Below are 14,291 nucleotides of genomic sequence, written 5' to 3'. Positions count from 1 at the left end.
TTTCACCTGATAGATAGGGCATAATGGTGTGATGCGCGGTACCTCCTCGTGAGCGGTATTACGTATGGGATCCACTGCGCAGTCCATATCGATATGCCCGAGCAATCGGGCACGAGCGGAAGGAGCTCCGCACCATGATCGGTGACGGAAACTTCATCAGCCAGGTGCCGCTGTTCGGTGGCCTTGATGATGCACAGCAGGTGTCCCTCCAGCAGAAGATGGGTCATACGACCCTGCGTCGCGGAGAGACTCTCTTCGACGAAGGCGATCTCGGCGATCGTCTCTACATCGTGACCGAGGGCAAGGTGAAGCTCGGCCACACGTCCAGCGACGGCCGCGAGTCCCTGCTCGCGGTCCTGGGACCCGGAGAGATCATCGGTGAGCTCACGCTCTTTGATCCGGGCCCGCGCTCAACTACTGCAACCGCCGTTTCTCCGGCGTCTCTCCTCTACCTCGAGCACGAGGATCTCATGCACGTGCTCGACACCAACCCCACCCTGGCCAAGCACATGCTGCGCGCCCTCGCACAGCGCCTGCGCCGCACCAACGAGTCCCTTTCGGACCTCGTGTTCTCCGACGTTCCCGGCCGTGTTGCTAAGGCCCTCCTGGACCTTGCAGACCGTTTCGGCACCGCCTCCGACAAGGGCGTACACGTCCCCCACGACCTCACGCAGGAAGAGCTCGCCCAGCTGGTCGGTGCCTCCCGTGAGACGGTAAACAAGTCTTTGGCCGACTTCGTATCGCGCGGCTGGATCCGCCTGGAAGGTCGCGCCGTGACCCTCCTCGACGTCGATCGCCTGGCGCGTCGCGCTCGCTGACCTGAGCTCACACAGGGTTGGGCCCGCCACCGCAAGGTGCCGGGACCAACCCTGTGCATGACAACACGGTCGAGGCAGTGGTCGCACGCGCGATTCCCGCACGTGCCAGCCACGGCCTCGTCCTGTGCGCAGCGATGCCGCGCATCAGTTCTGAACGGCAGGCGTTTCCTCAATCGGACGCTTGAGGTAGGCCACCAGATTCTCGGAGCCGGTGGGGCCGGGGATCACCTGGACGAGTTCCCACCCGTCGGCCCCCCACTGGTCGAGGATTGCTTTCGTCGCGTGCGTGAGCAGCGGAATCGTAGAGTATTCCCATTTAGTCATGCGACCATCCTACCCGCTCGCCATCTGCGGGCGCACGTAGGACAGAACCTTCGGAACGTGAGGGCTGCGGAGTTCGCGCGCCAGCGGCTCGTCGGAGGTCCGCAGCCATTCCAGCCAATTCTCAGCATGCGGATAGTGACGCAGAATTGCTCGGCGTTCCCGTTCAGTCAGGCCACCCCACACGCCGTAGTTAGCCTCGGACTCGAGAGCATCGGCGAGACATTCGAGGCGAACCTCGCATTCATAGCAGCGCATACGGACCTGACGCTGAGAAGCGCCCTGCACGAACAGCACGTCCGGTTCAATGGACGCACAGAGCGCGCGAGCGACCCAGCTTTGGTCGTCGCCTTGCGTTGACATCGTGGAACTCCACTTCACTGTATTTCGAGCCCTGCTTGTGACCATACACACATACGATTGTGGGTGCAAACGCTGCGACCACGATTGAGGGCTTCGGACGTGACCCATCAGCCACTTCTCACGCCCCGCCAAACACCACATGGGCACGCCGACACGTAAGCTAGGAATATGTCGCACTCTCACTCTCGCGCTGTCCGACCGGCCCAGCTGCTCGCGCTGCTGATGGCATTCCTGAGCGTGTCTGCGCTCATGGGTGTCGTCGGGGCAGGCATGCTCGTCCCCGTCGCCGGCCCCACCGCGCTGGTCGCAAAGTCGGTTCCGTCCGTCTTCAACGAGCTGCCCGGTGACCTGCAGACGGTCGCTCCCGCAGAGGAGTCGCAGCTGCTGGATTCCTCCGGTGCCGTGATCGCCCATTTCTACGACAAGCAGCGCATCGTTGTGCCCAGCGCCAACATCGCCGACGTCATGAAGAAGGCGATCATCGCGATCGAGGACAAGCGCTTCTACGAGCACAACGGCGTTGACGCCACGGGTATTGCCCGTGCGCTGGTCTCCAACCTTGGCGACAGCGGACGACAGGGTGCATCGACGATCACCCAGCAGTACGTGCGTAACTCGCTGGCCGAACGCGGCTACCTTGAGGGCGACGCCGATCAGGTGAGCGCTGCAACCGAGCAGACCACCGAGCGTAAGCTCCGCGAGATGAAGTACGCACTGGCACTGGAGAAAAGCCAGTCCAAGGACGAGATCCTCACGGGCTACCTCAATATCGCTCCCTTCGGTCCGATCACCTACGGCGTGGAGGCCGCATCGCAGCGCTACTACTCAAAGTCGGCCTCGGAACTGAACTACCTGGAGTCCGCACTCCTGGCCGGACTGGTGCAGTCTCCCGTTCAGTACGACCCGCTGATGCACCCCGAGGCCGCCCAGGAACGCCGCGACACGGTCCTGGCCACGATGCTCGACCAGAGTGTCATCACGCAGGAAGAGTACGACGAGGGCATTGCAACCACCGTCGATTCCATGCTGAATCCGACGGTGTCCTCCGAGGGCTGCTCCGGTGCCCCCTCTGAGCAGGCCTACTTCTGCGACTATGTGCTGACGCAGTTCCTGGAGGATTCGACCTTCGGCTCCACGCGCATGGAGCGTGAGCGCCTCCTCAAGACTCAGGGCATCACGATCCGCACCACGATGGATCCCACGAAGCAGAGCGCAGCATACTCGTCCCTGACGAGCGCGATCCCCGTGGGAGATGCGTCCGGCCTGAACGACGCGCTCGTTTCCCTGGATCCTCGCTCCGGCAAGGTTCTGGCGATGGCCCAGAACACGACGTACGGCATCGAAGCTGGCCAGACGATGGCGAACTACTCGGCCGACGGTAACTTCCAGGTCGGCTCGACCTTCAAGGTGTTCACGCTGCTGCAGTGGTTCAAAGAAGGCCACTCGGCCTATGAGACCGTGGGTTCGTCCAACACCTTCTACCCCAACGGCGCATTCAAGTGCGACGGCCGCTCGATCGTCACCGAGGGCTACCAGGTCAACGACCTCGCGGGCAAGACCGGTTCCATGAACGTCGTGCGCGCGACGGGCCAGTCCGTCAACCAGGCGTTCGTCAACATGGCGTCGCGCGTGGACTTCTGCTCCATCTTCGAGACTGCTTACAACATGGGCATCACGGAGGACGGCGAGGTTCCCTCGCCTTTCCCCGCGAACATTCTTGGTTCCGTGTCCGGCTCCCCGCTGCAGATGGCGTCCGTTTTTGCCACGATCGCGAACTCCGGCCAGCAGTGCAGGCCTCAGTCCATCGAGTCGGTGACCGACCGTAACGAGAACGTCCTCAAGGAATTCTCGGCGGACTGCAAGCAGGTCATCCCCGCCGAGGTCGCGAACAAGACGGCTGCCCTACTGACCGCTTCGGCAGGCCAGTACTACACGTCGACGCGCCTGGGCGACGGTCGTCCGTTCGCAGCCAAGTCGGGTACGACCGACGGCCACGCCAACACATGGCTGACGGGCTTCACGCCGTCGCTCGCAACCGCCGCATGGGTGGGTCACGGTGACAACTCCTCGCAGGAGGTGTCGGGCGTTGTCATTAACGGCGTGTACCACTCCGAGATCTTCGGTGAGACCTACGTCGGCCAGAATATTTGGGCACCCTACATGACGCAGGCGCTGGCCGGCACCCCGGTTGAGGCAGTGTCGAACGCGAACATCGGTGCGTCCATCCCACAGCGTGGCTCGACGCCCAGCCCCAACCCCTCGCAGTCCGCCGCTCCGACTGCGTCCCCTTCTCCGACGGGCACCTGAGATGAGCACTCATGCGGAAGCGTTGCTTCAGGGGGCTACGGTCGCGTCCCTTCGACGAGGCCGTGGCCTCCTGCGCACCGCCGGCGCGCTCGTCGGCGGGCTGGGGCTTGCGGGGCTGGCAGCGGGTGGTGCCGCGCTAGCCTGGGGTTCGATTGAGCGCACCATGCCGGTCCTGCGACGCTATGACGTTCCGGTTCGCGCCCATGTCCCCGAGGTCACGATCCTCCAGATTGCGGATCTACACCTGTTCCCGGGGCAAGAGTTCCTCCTGCGTTTCCTCTCGGACGTAGCCGCCTCGGAGCGTTTCGACATGGTCGTGGCGACCGGCGATAACTTCGGGTCCGTCGACGCTCTCGACATGGTCATGGAGGCGTATCGCCCGTTCTTGTCCTACCCGGGCGCTTTCGTGCTCGGTTCTAATGACTACTATTCGCCGACCCACAAGCGATGGAGTCGCTATCTGTCCCGCTCGAAGCCACGTCCGGCGCGCGTCGTTCCCGATCTCCCCTATCTGCCGATGGTGCGTCAGATGTGCCAGGCCGGCTGGTTAGACTTGTCGAACGCGTCCGGAACGCTTCACCTGCCCACGGGTACGGTGTCTCTCCTGGGCACGGACGACGCACATATTCACCGGGATCGCCTGGGAGCTCCGGCCTCGTCGTGGGCAACACCCGACGCCTTGCGCCTCGGGGTGACGCACGCGCCGTATACCCGAGTCGTCTCCGCGCTTACCTCGACGGGATCCGACCTGATCCTCGCGGGGCATACTCACGGCGGCCAGATCGGCATTCCCGGAGTCGGGGCAATCATCACGAACTGCGATATCTCGCGCTCCTACGCGAAGGGCTTGAAGCGGTGGAAGGCTCCCGACGGCGCTGAGGCGTGGCTGCATGTCTCGGCCGGCCTAGGAACCTCCCCCTACGCAAAGGTTCGCATCGCAACGCGTCCAGAGGCCTCTCTGCTGCACGTGCATCCTGCGTAGCGAGGCGACGAGGCCAACGGTGCCCGCCCTTCAGGGGTGCCCTGCACCCAGTCGACATGCGGCGTGGACCACACTTCAAGCGCTCACTCCGCCTCCGTTTGGGAATCTCGGCAAGGTGAGGCTATACTCGAACGGCACCGGGGTGTGGCGCAGCTTGGTAGCGCGCTTCGTTCGGGACGAAGAGGCCGTGGGTTCAAATCCCGCCACCCCGACCGGTAATCGCCGGGACCGTTTGGTCCCGGCGATTTTTGTATTCACACACATAGGAACACTGACCACCGGGTCGAACACCCCTCGGCAACCGATTACACTGAGGACACTTCCATCATCACAACTTTGAGGAGAAACCCGTGAAGCGTCGCCTTGCAGCAGCTCTGCTCATCGCCACCCTCCCGCTCGGCCTGGCCGCATGTGCCAACACAAAGTCCGAGAGCGCACCCGCCGCCTCAAGCACGCAGAAGCCCACCCCCTCTGAAAGTGCCTCCACCAGCGCTGCACCCACGCAGAAAGCGGACGCTCAGTCACAGAAGGAAGCCTGCGGGATCATTGTGTCCGGCCTCAAGCCCCTCCTGAACCTCAACTTGGCAGACCCGGAGCAGCGCGAAGAAGGCCTCGCTCAGCTGATCGAGGCATTGAGCTCCGACAAGATCACCAACAGCGAGGTGAAGGCGGCCGCAGACACAGCCGTTGCGGACGGGAAGGCACTCCAGGACTTCATTGCCGCGAACGCTGACAGCGAAGTCACCGAAGAGGTCGAGGCAGAGGCCCAGCAGCTCCAGTCCACCTTCCTCACCTCCGTCCGAGCGCTGCGAACGATGTGCACTGCGAACAAGTGATCCTGTCACGGGCGCGTGACTGACACACTCTGCGCGTATGGGTGAGGGCAACCACGAGGACCGCCCTCACCCATCCGTCCGCCTCGCGACACACCAACGAAGCTCCGTGCCCAGGATCACGGACCACACACTGTAGTGACGCACAGCGCCGCGATACTCTCAAGAAGCTTGACAGCATCACCACATCAAGGAGCATCATCATGAAGCGCCGCATCGTTGCAGCATTCGTCACCGCCCTCCTGCCCCTCGGCATGACCGGCTGTTCCATCGCATCGAAGACCTCCGCCTGCGAGGAACTTTCCGGCCCCCTGAAGGAAGCCGGCGTCGCCCTCGTCAACGCACGCCTGGGCGAGGCAGAGAATCCGGGCGAATCGTTCACGAAGCTCGCCGAAGCCTACGAAACGGCTTCCGCAAAGATCACCAACTCGGAAGTGAAGGCTTCTGTCGATCAGGTCGCGGCCGACTGGCGCACCGTCGCCGAGAAGGCTCAGGCCCTGTCCGTGGATCCGCAGAACGCGGACGAGGAGAAGAGTCAGGACCTCCAGGCGTCCTTCGAACAGCTCAACACCCACCAGACCGAGCTCTTCCACACGTGCGGCTACAAGTACTGAGTCCCGCTGACGAACGCTGACGCGAAGAGGGCGGCCCGATGGGCCGCCCTCTTCGCTCAACGCCCGCACGCGGGCGTATACAATCTGATGTTTCTCGTCAGCTCACGTTGCACACCGTCTCGAGCGACGACATCGACGTCGTGAATGTCGTGTACAGATTCATAGCCTCGGTCATTTGCTCTGCCGAAGGCTCACCTCCCACCGTCTTGGCGAAATCGGCGAGAGCCTGAGCGCTATCGCCCGCAGCCACCGCAGCAGCCTTCACTTCCGTGTTGGTAATGTCGTCAGACTTCAGGACAGTCGCAACGTTGGTCATGCCCTGAATCATGTCTTCCGTGTTGCTCGGATCCAGGCCATCAACTGCCTTGATGGCCTTGTCATTGATGATCTGGCAGGCAGCCTGCTTGGACTGTCCACCACAGGCAGCCAGGCTCAGGGGCAGCAGCGCAACGAGGGCAGCCGTCAGAAGACGCTTTTCATGAGGGTTACTCCTTCGAGCATTTGTGATGGGTACCCGCGAATCATATCGCATTTTCACTTCATTGATTACCTCGCGGTCAACAAACATCTGTGCATCATTGACACAACCCACTGCACGAATGACGAACGAGCCTGATAGCCGCTCCATTCGATACGAGGAGAGGACGGCTCCTACGCACGCACGAGGAGGGGCGACCCCCATCGGGCCGCCCCCTCCTCGTTATTCACATAGTTGGGAACCGGACGCGCGGATCAGCGCTCCCCCGCCCCGGCCTCGTCTATTCAGGCCTGGCCGCCGTTCTTCCAGCGACGGAAGAACGTCGCCAGCAGCGCGCCTGACAGGTTGTGCCACACGGAGAAAACGGCAGCCGGAAGCGCGGTCTCCGGGGTGGAGGCGAAGTGAGTCTTCGCCAGCGTCGCGGCCAGCGCCGAGTTCTGCATACCGACCTCGATCGCGGTCGTGCGCGAGGCCTTGTCCGAGCCGCGGCCGACACGCCCGGCCAGGTAGCCGAAGAGGTAGCCGAGCAGGTTGTGGCAGATGACGACCGCGATGATGAGGGCGCCGGAGGTCAGGATCTTGTCGACCGAGCCCGACACGACGACCAGCAGCACGTAGCAGATGCCCAGAACCGAGATCCAGGGCAGAATCGGCAGGACCTTTTCCACGTACTTGCCCGCAATGAAGCGAACGGCAAAACCGCCGAGCACGGGGGCGAGGACCATCAGCAGGATGTTCTGCGCCATCGCCGAGCCGTTCACCGGCATACGTGACCCCACCAGCCAGGCGGTGAGCAGCGGCGTCATGAGGGGCGCGAGCAGCGTCGAGATCGAGGTCATCGTGACCGACAGAGCGACGTCTGCCTTCGCCAGGTAGGAGATCACGTTGGAGGCAGTACCGCCAGGCGCACAGCCGACGAGGATGACGCCGACCGCGACCTCGTTGGGCAGGCGGAACACGTAGCACAGGGCCCAGCCGACGAGGGGCATGATGAGGTACTGGGCGACGACGCCCACGAGAACGGGTAGCGGGCGCTTCACGATGAGCCCAAAGTCAGGAATCGTGAGGGTCAGGCCCATGCCGAACATGATGACGCCGAGCGCCCAGCTGACGCCGGGGGCCAGCGGCTTGAAGGTATCGGGCGTGACCATGGCGATCACGAAGGCCGCCAGGATCAGCAGGGGAAAGACCGTGACGGCGATGCGCGCACTGCGGTCTTCCGAGGAAAGAGTGGGAGATTCAGTTGTCACTGTGTCAGTTGTGGACATGCACCCATAATTCACCCGCTATTCAATTAATCCCTTGCGAGTCTCACTTTGTGACCCTCCCAGTATTGAGCCTCACAGGCCTCATTCACTAAACTAAGGCTATGCACAGTGCAGCGCCGCAGACTCAGCCCACCCTCGAACGTACCCCGGGCAAGTCCCGCGACCGCGCCACGGGTCGCCCACAGAACGGCCCAAAGCCACGGCACCACAACAATCCCCGCATGCGCAAGCTTGCCCGCGACGGCTGGATCTCCGACCAGCACGGCGCGTGGACGATGATGGCTTTCCCGCCGCTGCTCGGGTGGGCACTGTCCTTCACCTTCTCGTGGATGGTCGTCCTCATGCTGGTCGCATGGGCGATGGCATTCCAGATGTTCTCCGCCGTGTGCCTGTGGGTCAAAACGCCCGCCAAGCGCCGCTCCCGCATCGCCCCCGCGGTCATCACCTACGCCGTGCTCGCAGCCCTCCCCGGTGCCACTCTCCTGGCCCTGCGCCCACAGCTGCTGTGGTGGGCGATCGCCTTCGCGCCCCTGGCCTCGTCGGCGCTCTACCTCGTGTGGAAGGGCCGCGAGCGCTCCCTGAGCGCCCGCGCGGCTTCGATCCTGGCGGGTAACATCATGGGACCCGTGGCCTTCTCGCTGGCGATCGCTGATGGTTCACCGGCCGCGGTAACGCTCCACGCGTGGGCGACGTGCGCCGCGTTCGGCCTGCACTACATCGGCACGGTTCCTCTGGTTCGTTCGATGATCCGAGGCCGCAAGGACCCGCGCTGGGCAGTGGGTTCCACGCTGTTGCACGCGGCGTTCACGCTGTGCGCGGCCGTGGCGTGGTGGTTCGGTGCGTTGACGATCTGGCCCGTCCTCATGTGGGCGTGTCTGACCGCGCGCGCGTGGGTCATGCCGACGCTGAACCGGACCCGCGCGCGCCCCTTCTCTCCCAAGATGATCGGCTTTAGCGAACTCGGCTGGTCGATTCTCCTCATCGCCTCGCTGCTGATCCCGTAATTCTCTGCGCCCCGGTGGGTGGTCACGGGCGCGTCCGTTTCGTCGGGCGCGCCCGTTGGCATGCTGCCCCTACGCGCCGATACCCGCAGTTCGAGCAAATTCGGTGGCCACAGACAGGAACAAGTCATTCTGCTCGCGCGAGCCGACCGAGACTCGCACGCCCACACGGAAGGGGCGCACGATGAGGCCGACGCGGGCACATTCCTCGACGAGGCCGTAGACATCCCCGCGGATCAGGTAGAAGTTCGACTGGCTGTCGGGGATGTCGTATCCGAGGTCGCGCAGTGCCGGGATGATGCGTTCGCGTTCGTCGATGATCTCGGCGACGGCTCGCTGGACGCCCTCGCTGTCCTTCAGGGAGGCGAGGGCCGCGGCGAGGGCGAGGGAGCTGACACCGAAGGGTACGAGGAGAGCCTGGATCGCGCCGATAACATCGGGATCGCCGATCGCGTAGCCGACGCGCACGCCTGCCAGGGCGTGGGCCTTGGAGAAGGTGCGCATGACGATGACGTTGGGGTGGTCCTCAATCAGAGAGACAGCGGTGCGCACGCCGGGGGCGGTCGCAAAGTCGATGTAGGCCTCGTCGACGATGATCATGACGTCGTCGGGGACGTCGGCGACGAAGGTGGCGATCTCCTCGTAGGTGAGGGCGGGGCCCGTCGGGTTGTTCGGCGAGCAGACGATCACCGCGACGGTGCTGGGATTGATGGCCGCACGCATAGCATCCAGGTCGTGGGTGGCGTCCGGGAGCAGCTCCACAGGCACCGGGTCGCCTCCCACGGAGGGAATCGCGATCGGGTAGGACTCGAAGGAGCGCCAGGGGAAGACGACCTGACTGCCGCCCTGGCAGACGGCGGACAGCGCAGCGAGAAGAATCGCCGAGGAACCGGTGCCGACGCACACCTGGTCGGCGCCGACGCCGAAGCGCCGGGCGAGGGCCTCACGCAGGGGCGCGGCCGTCAGGTCCGGGTATCGATTGATCGTCTCGAGCTCGCGGGCTATCGCCTCGAGCACCTCGGGGCTCGGCGGGCTCGGCATTTCGTTCGAGGAGATCTTGACAGCACCGGGAGCCGTCTTGCTCGGCACGTAGCGCGGAAGAGCGGCGACGGCGGGACGAATGCGCAGCTTGGTCATGCGTGTAGTCCTATCCCATGGGACTGGACCGTGCAAGCAACGTCCCACTGAGCAAGAATGGAGAAATGGATTTCATTGCACGTTTGTTGGCTACGATGGCCGGGCTGTGGGTCACGATCCTCGTGGTTCCATCAATTTCGATCGACTCATCGTCGGCCTCGCAGACCGTGATCGTTCTAGCGGTCGTTGCCCTGGTGTTCACTGCGGTGAACTCAATCATTAAGCCGGTCGTCACGACTCTTGCCTTCCCCCTGTACCTGGTGACTTTTGGATTGTTCGCACTGGTCACCAACTCTCTGCTGTTCTCGCTCACGGGCTGGCTTTCGACGTCTCTGGGCTTCCCCATGACGACGGGTGGCTTCTGGTCGTGCCTGGCGGGCGCAATCATCACCTCCGTGGTGTCCGCGCTTGTCTCGGGCATCCTCCGAGACAAGAAGGATAATAAGGACTAACCCTCCGTCTGTCTTTTTCTCGAGGCGTGTCACCCCTGGGTGATGCGCCTCGTTTGATAGTGGTGGATGGTCGTCTGCGTGTTCTGGGTGAGGCCGAGCGCCTGGGTGCGCCTGGCCTCGGCGGCTGCCAGAGCTGTGAGTCCCGGGTCGGACGAGGTCCGGGCTGCGGCGAGGGTGCGCCGAATTTCGTCGACGTACAGGGGCGCGCTGTGCGAGCAGGGCACGGGGTCATCGGCGTGACACGTGGCCTCATAGTCGCGGAACGCCACGGTCGTGACGTTATCACCGCGAGTACCATTTCCATCCAATCCCGGGACGATGTCGCCGGAGTTCTCGTAGGAAAGGACGGGTACGTCGCTCGGCGCGATCGTCGCGGTAGGCGAACCGGCGGTAACGACTGAGACGACGTTGTAGCGGGCACGCACGGAAGGGTCTGCGGCCATCTGGGCCGCCATGATTCCTCCCTGCGAGTGGCCGGCGAATTCGACGGCCTCGCCCGGAGCGATGCCCGCCGCGTTCATGGCTTCCTTGATAGCGTCGAGCTGGTCCGAGCTCATCCCGGCCACGCCCTGCAGGTTGGTGGTCATGTCCTGTGGTCCCGCTTGCCCAATGTCGAACGATTGGGTGCCCCGGATGTCGACGGTCCACGAGCGCGTCGCCACCCCGTCCTCCCCGACCGTCACGTGTTCTTCGATCGCAATCTCTCCGTTGTCGGCGTCTCCCCCACGCATCTCGGTGATGTGCTCGATCGCGTCGGCGCTGGTGGTGACACCTGCGTAGTGGGTGTCGGGGGCAGCTGCGGGCATGGCCGCGAGCGCGGACTGCGTGCGTGCGTCGAGGGCACTCGAGGGTATCCGGGAGCCAAGCCCGTTGGGGTGAATGCGGGTGTCTCCATCCGCACCTCGCACCGCTACTCCGTAGCTGGCTCCGTGGCCGCGGCCGAAGTCAACCAGCATGACGTACGCCGCCCACGGCGCGATGAGGGCGGCGACCCCGGAGGCGGATTGGGTGGACGTCGAGTTCAGGTCCTGGCTGACCCCCATCCCCGCGAGGGCCCGCGCGACGCCGCGGTAGAGGGGTGAGGAGTTGACGTCCAGGGTAAACCTGCCGAGGTCGCGTTGGAAGCGAGCACCCGACATCTCGTCCGAGTGGTATCCGAAGGCCACCCCGTCGATCACGGTGTCGCACAGGTCCTTCTGCGTGACCAATGCGCTGAGACCGGGCATGAGGAGGGTGGGCAGCCAGGGTACCCCTGCGTGCACCGAGGCATCCTGGGTGCCGTGAACGAGCGCCGTAGCACCGGCAAACACGGGGACTGCGGGTCCCAATGCCCACATGCCCAGTCCTCGCAGGCTCAGCTGCGGGCCAATTGGGCTTCCTGGGACGAGCTCCCACAGGGATGATCCGGATTCGGCAGTCGCGTAGGTGAGGGACGCTTCCTGGAGTTTCCACCGCAAGGAGTCGATCTCCCCCTCGAGGGAGTTGAGGGCGGACAGGGCGCCCTCGATCGCGGACGCGAGGCCCGCGGAGGCCTCCGGGACGAGTCCGGACACCGCTTCCGTCTCGCCGAGCGCGACTTCGAGGGCAAGCCGGGCTGGCACGATCGAGAGCGCGTCCTCTGCGCTCATGAGGGTATGCGCGGCGCACAGCTCGTCGACATCGACGCTAAAGGCCCCAGAACTGACGGTCACGTCGCGGCGCGGATCGAATGCCATGATCACCACGCTCCCAATGAGAGGAGTTCGGGCTGCGATAGGGCGGCGTCCACGAGGGTGCGGGCGAGGGCGCGGTTGCGCTCCTCGTCGAAGGCGGGGACGAGGTCCAGGGCGGCCTGGATCTGGTCGAGGACGCCCTGCGCGCAGGCGAGGAGCTCGCCGTGCTGATTCCGGTAGGAGTCTCCTGCGACGCCGACCCACTGCGGGCACGTCGCGCCCGCGAGGCTCGCGCGCAGAGTATCGACGAGGCCATGGGCGGCATAGAGGGATAGGCCCGGGCTGAGGGGATCGGGAATCATGAGGGGCTCCCATCGGTGGACGACGCGTTGTTGTCCTCGCACGCTACGCCCTCGCGCTCCCCCGCGACCAGCCGCTCGGTGCCCCCTGTGGATAACCGCGCTGCGTCCCACACCCCTGTGGACGACACTCCTTAAGACCGCGATGCCCACCCACCCAGCCCGGACCTCGCGCGTTACCCACGCCACGAATCGCCGGGCGGACTCGATATCCCGAAGGCCCCTCGTTCTGGGAAGATAGAGACATGAGCGACACGATGACACTGTTCTCCACTGCCCACGGCTATTCGGACCTGGCGGGCGGGGGTGAAGCGCTCAGCCCCCTGGACGGCCGCTACCGCGCGGTCGCCGCGCCCCTGGCGAACTACCTATCCGAGGCGGGCTTGAACCGGGCTCGCGTCCACGTTGAGATCGAGTGGCTGATTTTCCTGCTCGACAACTCGGTGCTGCCGGGAGCTCCGACGCTTTCCGACGCGGAGCGCGACTACCTGCGCGCCCTGCCGCGCGACTTCGGTGCCGATCACATTAAGCGCTTGGGCGAGTTCGAGGCGGTCACCCGCCACGACGTCAAGGCCGTCGAGTACCTGATCGGCGAATACCTGGAGGCTGCGTCCTCCGTCCTGGGTGAGGGCACGTCGCTGCCCTCGCTGCGCGAGGTCGTCCATATTTTCTGCACCTCCGAGGACATTAACAACCTCGCGTACGCGCTGACGATTAAGGCGGCGACCGAGCAGGTGTGGCTGCCGGCGATCCGCGCGCTCCGGGACCGCCTGCGCGGCCTGGCCGAGGCCGGGGCGTCCGTTCCCATGCTGGCGCACACGCACGGCCAGCCGGCGACCCCGGTGACGGTCGGCAAGGAGATGGCGGTATTCGCCCACCGCCTGTCTCGCCAGATCCGGCGCGTAGAGGCCACGGAGTACCTGGGCAAGATCAACGGCGCGACGGGCACGTGGGCGGCGCACGTCGTGTCGGTGCCGGGCGCGGATTGGCCGGCGCTGGCTCGCGCTTTCGTTGAGGGACTGGGCCTGACGTGGAACCCGCTGACGACGCAGATCGAGTCGCACGACTGGCAGGCGGAGCTGTATTCGGACGTGGCGCGCGCGGGCCGCATCGCGCACAATCTGGCGACGGACGCGTGGACGTACATTTCGATGGATTACTTCCACCAGAACCTGGCGGCGCAGGGCTCGACTGGCTCGTCGACGATGCCGCACAAGGTCAACCCGATCCGCTTCGAGAACGCGGAGGCGAACCTGGAGGTGTCGAACGCGCTGCTGGATTCGCTGGGCGCGACGCTGGTGACCAGCCGCATGCAGCGTGACCTGACGGATTCGACAACGCAGCGCAACGTGGGCGTCGCGTTTGGTCACGCGGTGCTGGCCTACGACAACCTGGTGCGCGGCCTGGACGGGGTCGAGATCAACGGGGCGCGGATGGCGCAGGATCTGGACGCGAATTGGGCGGTGCTGGGCGAGGCCGTCCAGCAGGCGATGCGCGCCGCAGCGATCGCGGGCGCGACCGGCATGGCGAACCCGTACGAGCGCCTCAAGGAGCTCACCCGCGGCCACGAGGTGGGCGAGACCGACATGCGTGAGTTCATCGCGGGCCTGGGTCTACCGGCCGAGGTGGAGGAGCGCCTCCTCGCGCTGACCCCCGCGACCTACGTCGGCCTGTCCGAGCGCCTGGCGAGCTGGGAGGCCTGAGCT

Annotated in this window: 15 protein-coding genes and 1 tRNA gene; 9 read left to right on the top strand and 7 right to left on the bottom strand. The window is 64.8% G+C overall.

Annotation, left to right across the window (positions count from 1 at the left end):
* Window positions 1-134: 134 nt before the first annotated feature.
* Window positions 135-818 carry a Crp/Fnr family transcriptional regulator gene (locus tag RDV55_RS05590; RefSeq protein ID WP_111823382.1) on the top strand — a complete coding sequence of 228 codons (684 nt, stop codon included), beginning with the start codon at window positions 135-137 and terminating at the stop codon, window positions 816-818.
* A 144-nt stretch (window positions 819-962) separates the two neighbouring features.
* Here RDV55_RS05590 and sp36 read toward each other — a convergent pair whose 3' ends face one another.
* Together sp36 and RDV55_RS05580 are read right to left on the bottom strand one after the other, a co-directional pair.
* On the bottom strand, window positions 963-1,142 hold the full coding sequence (sp36, locus tag RDV55_RS05585) for a Sp36 family protein (protein WP_009054623.1): 180 nt from the start codon (window positions 1,140-1,142) through the stop codon (window positions 963-965).
* A gap of 9 nt (window positions 1,143-1,151) precedes the next feature.
* Window positions 1,152-1,502: a WhiB family transcriptional regulator gene (locus RDV55_RS05580; RefSeq protein ID WP_111823381.1), complete on the bottom strand. Its 351-nt coding sequence runs from the start codon at window positions 1,500-1,502 to the stop codon at window positions 1,152-1,154.
* Window positions 1,503-1,670: 168 nt separating this feature from the next.
* Between RDV55_RS05580 and RDV55_RS05575 the strand changes: the two genes are divergently transcribed.
* The 5 genes from RDV55_RS05575 (at window position 1,671) to RDV55_RS05555 (ending at window position 6,238) form a co-directional block, all read left to right on the top strand.
* Complete coding sequence (locus RDV55_RS05575; protein WP_111823380.1) at window positions 1,671-3,809, top strand: transglycosylase domain-containing protein; 2,139 nt, start codon at window positions 1,671-1,673, stop codon at window positions 3,807-3,809.
* A gap of 1 nt (window position 3,810) precedes the next feature.
* On the top strand, window positions 3,811-4,791 hold the full coding sequence (locus RDV55_RS05570) for a metallophosphoesterase (protein ID WP_111823379.1): 981 nt from the start codon (window positions 3,811-3,813) through the stop codon (window positions 4,789-4,791).
* Window positions 4,792-4,929: 138 nt separating this feature from the next.
* A tRNA-Pro gene (locus RDV55_RS05565) sits at window positions 4,930-5,003 on the top strand.
* Window positions 5,004-5,141: 138 nt separating this feature from the next.
* Window positions 5,142-5,627: a hypothetical protein gene (locus RDV55_RS05560; RefSeq protein WP_111823378.1), complete on the top strand. Its 486-nt coding sequence runs from the start codon at window positions 5,142-5,144 to the stop codon at window positions 5,625-5,627.
* Between the two features lie 200 nt (window positions 5,628-5,827).
* Window positions 5,828-6,238, top strand: coding sequence for an RNA-binding protein (locus tag RDV55_RS05555; protein ID WP_111823377.1), 411 nt, complete (start codon window positions 5,828-5,830; stop codon window positions 6,236-6,238).
* Between the two features lie 97 nt (window positions 6,239-6,335).
* Here the strand turns inward: RDV55_RS05555 and RDV55_RS05550 are convergent, their stop codons facing one another.
* Together RDV55_RS05550 and RDV55_RS05545 are read right to left on the bottom strand one after the other, a co-directional pair.
* Complete coding sequence (locus tag RDV55_RS05550; RefSeq protein ID WP_111823530.1) at window positions 6,336-6,770, bottom strand: hypothetical protein; 435 nt, start codon at window positions 6,768-6,770, stop codon at window positions 6,336-6,338.
* A gap of 230 nt (window positions 6,771-7,000) precedes the next feature.
* Window positions 7,001-7,984: a bile acid:sodium symporter family protein gene (locus tag RDV55_RS05545; protein WP_111823376.1), complete on the bottom strand. Its 984-nt coding sequence runs from the start codon at window positions 7,982-7,984 to the stop codon at window positions 7,001-7,003.
* Window positions 7,985-8,205: 221 nt separating this feature from the next.
* On the opposite strand from RDV55_RS05545, the gene RDV55_RS05540 reads away from it, so the two are divergent.
* Window positions 8,206-8,988, top strand: coding sequence for a YwiC-like family protein (locus RDV55_RS05540; RefSeq protein WP_111823375.1), 783 nt, complete (start codon window positions 8,206-8,208; stop codon window positions 8,986-8,988).
* A gap of 69 nt (window positions 8,989-9,057) precedes the next feature.
* Here the strand turns inward: RDV55_RS05540 and hisC are convergent, their stop codons facing one another.
* Window positions 9,058-10,122, bottom strand: coding sequence for a histidinol-phosphate transaminase (hisC, locus tag RDV55_RS05535; RefSeq protein WP_111823374.1), 1,065 nt, complete (start codon window positions 10,120-10,122; stop codon window positions 9,058-9,060).
* A 65-nt stretch (window positions 10,123-10,187) separates the two neighbouring features.
* On the opposite strand from hisC, the gene RDV55_RS05530 reads away from it, so the two are divergent.
* Window positions 10,188-10,574, top strand: coding sequence for a phage holin family protein (locus RDV55_RS05530; RefSeq protein WP_165835839.1), 387 nt, complete (start codon window positions 10,188-10,190; stop codon window positions 10,572-10,574).
* 29 nt (window positions 10,575-10,603) lie between these two features.
* Here RDV55_RS05530 and RDV55_RS05525 read toward each other — a convergent pair whose 3' ends face one another.
* Together RDV55_RS05525 and RDV55_RS05520 are read right to left on the bottom strand one after the other, a co-directional pair.
* On the bottom strand, window positions 10,604-12,289 hold the full coding sequence (locus RDV55_RS05525) for an alpha/beta hydrolase (protein WP_174703800.1): 1,686 nt from the start codon (window positions 12,287-12,289) through the stop codon (window positions 10,604-10,606).
* 2 nt (window positions 12,290-12,291) lie between these two features.
* Window positions 12,292-12,588 carry a hypothetical protein gene (locus tag RDV55_RS05520; RefSeq protein ID WP_111823371.1) on the bottom strand — a complete coding sequence of 99 codons (297 nt, stop codon included), beginning with the start codon at window positions 12,586-12,588 and terminating at the stop codon, window positions 12,292-12,294.
* A gap of 242 nt (window positions 12,589-12,830) precedes the next feature.
* Here RDV55_RS05520 and purB point away from each other — a divergent pair, with 242 nt between their 5' ends.
* On the top strand, window positions 12,831-14,288 hold the full coding sequence (gene purB, locus RDV55_RS05515; protein WP_111823370.1) for an adenylosuccinate lyase: 1,458 nt from the start codon (window positions 12,831-12,833) through the stop codon (window positions 14,286-14,288).
* The last annotated feature ends 3 nt before the right edge of the window (window positions 14,289-14,291 follow it).

The sequence above is a fragment of the Schaalia odontolytica genome, assembly GCF_031191545.1.
Taxonomy (GTDB): domain Bacteria; phylum Actinomycetota; class Actinomycetes; order Actinomycetales; family Actinomycetaceae; genus Pauljensenia; species Pauljensenia odontolytica.
This window is presented reverse-complemented; position numbering and strand designations above follow the sequence as displayed.

Excerpts from the sequence above, each read along its gene's own strand:
- purB (WP_111823370.1), top strand. The coding sequence starts at position 12,831 with ATGAGCGACACGATGACACTGTTCTCCACTGCCCACGGCTATTCGGAC.
- RDV55_RS05545 (WP_111823376.1), bottom strand. The coding sequence starts at position 7,984 with ATGTCCACAACTGACACAGTGACAACTGAATCTCCCACTCTTTCCTCG.
- RDV55_RS05580 (WP_111823381.1), bottom strand. The coding sequence starts at position 1,502 with ATGTCAACGCAAGGCGACGACCAAAGCTGGGTCGCTCGCGCGCTCTGT.
- sp36 (WP_009054623.1), bottom strand. The coding sequence starts at position 1,142 with ATGACTAAATGGGAATACTCTACGATTCCGCTGCTCACGCACGCGACG.
- RDV55_RS05520 (WP_111823371.1), bottom strand. The coding sequence starts at position 12,588 with ATGATTCCCGATCCCCTCAGCCCGGGCCTATCCCTCTATGCCGCCCAT.
- RDV55_RS05550 (WP_111823530.1), bottom strand. The coding sequence starts at position 6,770 with ATGCGATATGATTCGCGGGTACCCATCACAAATGCTCGAAGGAGTAAC.
- hisC (WP_111823374.1), bottom strand. The coding sequence starts at position 10,122 with ATGACCAAGCTGCGCATTCGTCCCGCCGTCGCCGCTCTTCCGCGCTAC.
- RDV55_RS05590 (WP_111823382.1), top strand. The coding sequence starts at position 135 with ATGATCGGTGACGGAAACTTCATCAGCCAGGTGCCGCTGTTCGGTGGC.
- RDV55_RS05555 (WP_111823377.1), top strand. The coding sequence starts at position 5,828 with ATGAAGCGCCGCATCGTTGCAGCATTCGTCACCGCCCTCCTGCCCCTC.
- RDV55_RS05540 (WP_111823375.1), top strand. The coding sequence starts at position 8,206 with ATGCGCAAGCTTGCCCGCGACGGCTGGATCTCCGACCAGCACGGCGCG.
- RDV55_RS05525 (WP_174703800.1), bottom strand. The coding sequence starts at position 12,289 with ATGGCATTCGATCCGCGCCGCGACGTGACCGTCAGTTCTGGGGCCTTT.
- RDV55_RS05570 (WP_111823379.1), top strand. The coding sequence starts at position 3,811 with ATGAGCACTCATGCGGAAGCGTTGCTTCAGGGGGCTACGGTCGCGTCC.
- RDV55_RS05575 (WP_111823380.1), top strand. The coding sequence starts at position 1,671 with ATGTCGCACTCTCACTCTCGCGCTGTCCGACCGGCCCAGCTGCTCGCG.
- RDV55_RS05530 (WP_165835839.1), top strand. The coding sequence starts at position 10,188 with ATGGATTTCATTGCACGTTTGTTGGCTACGATGGCCGGGCTGTGGGTC.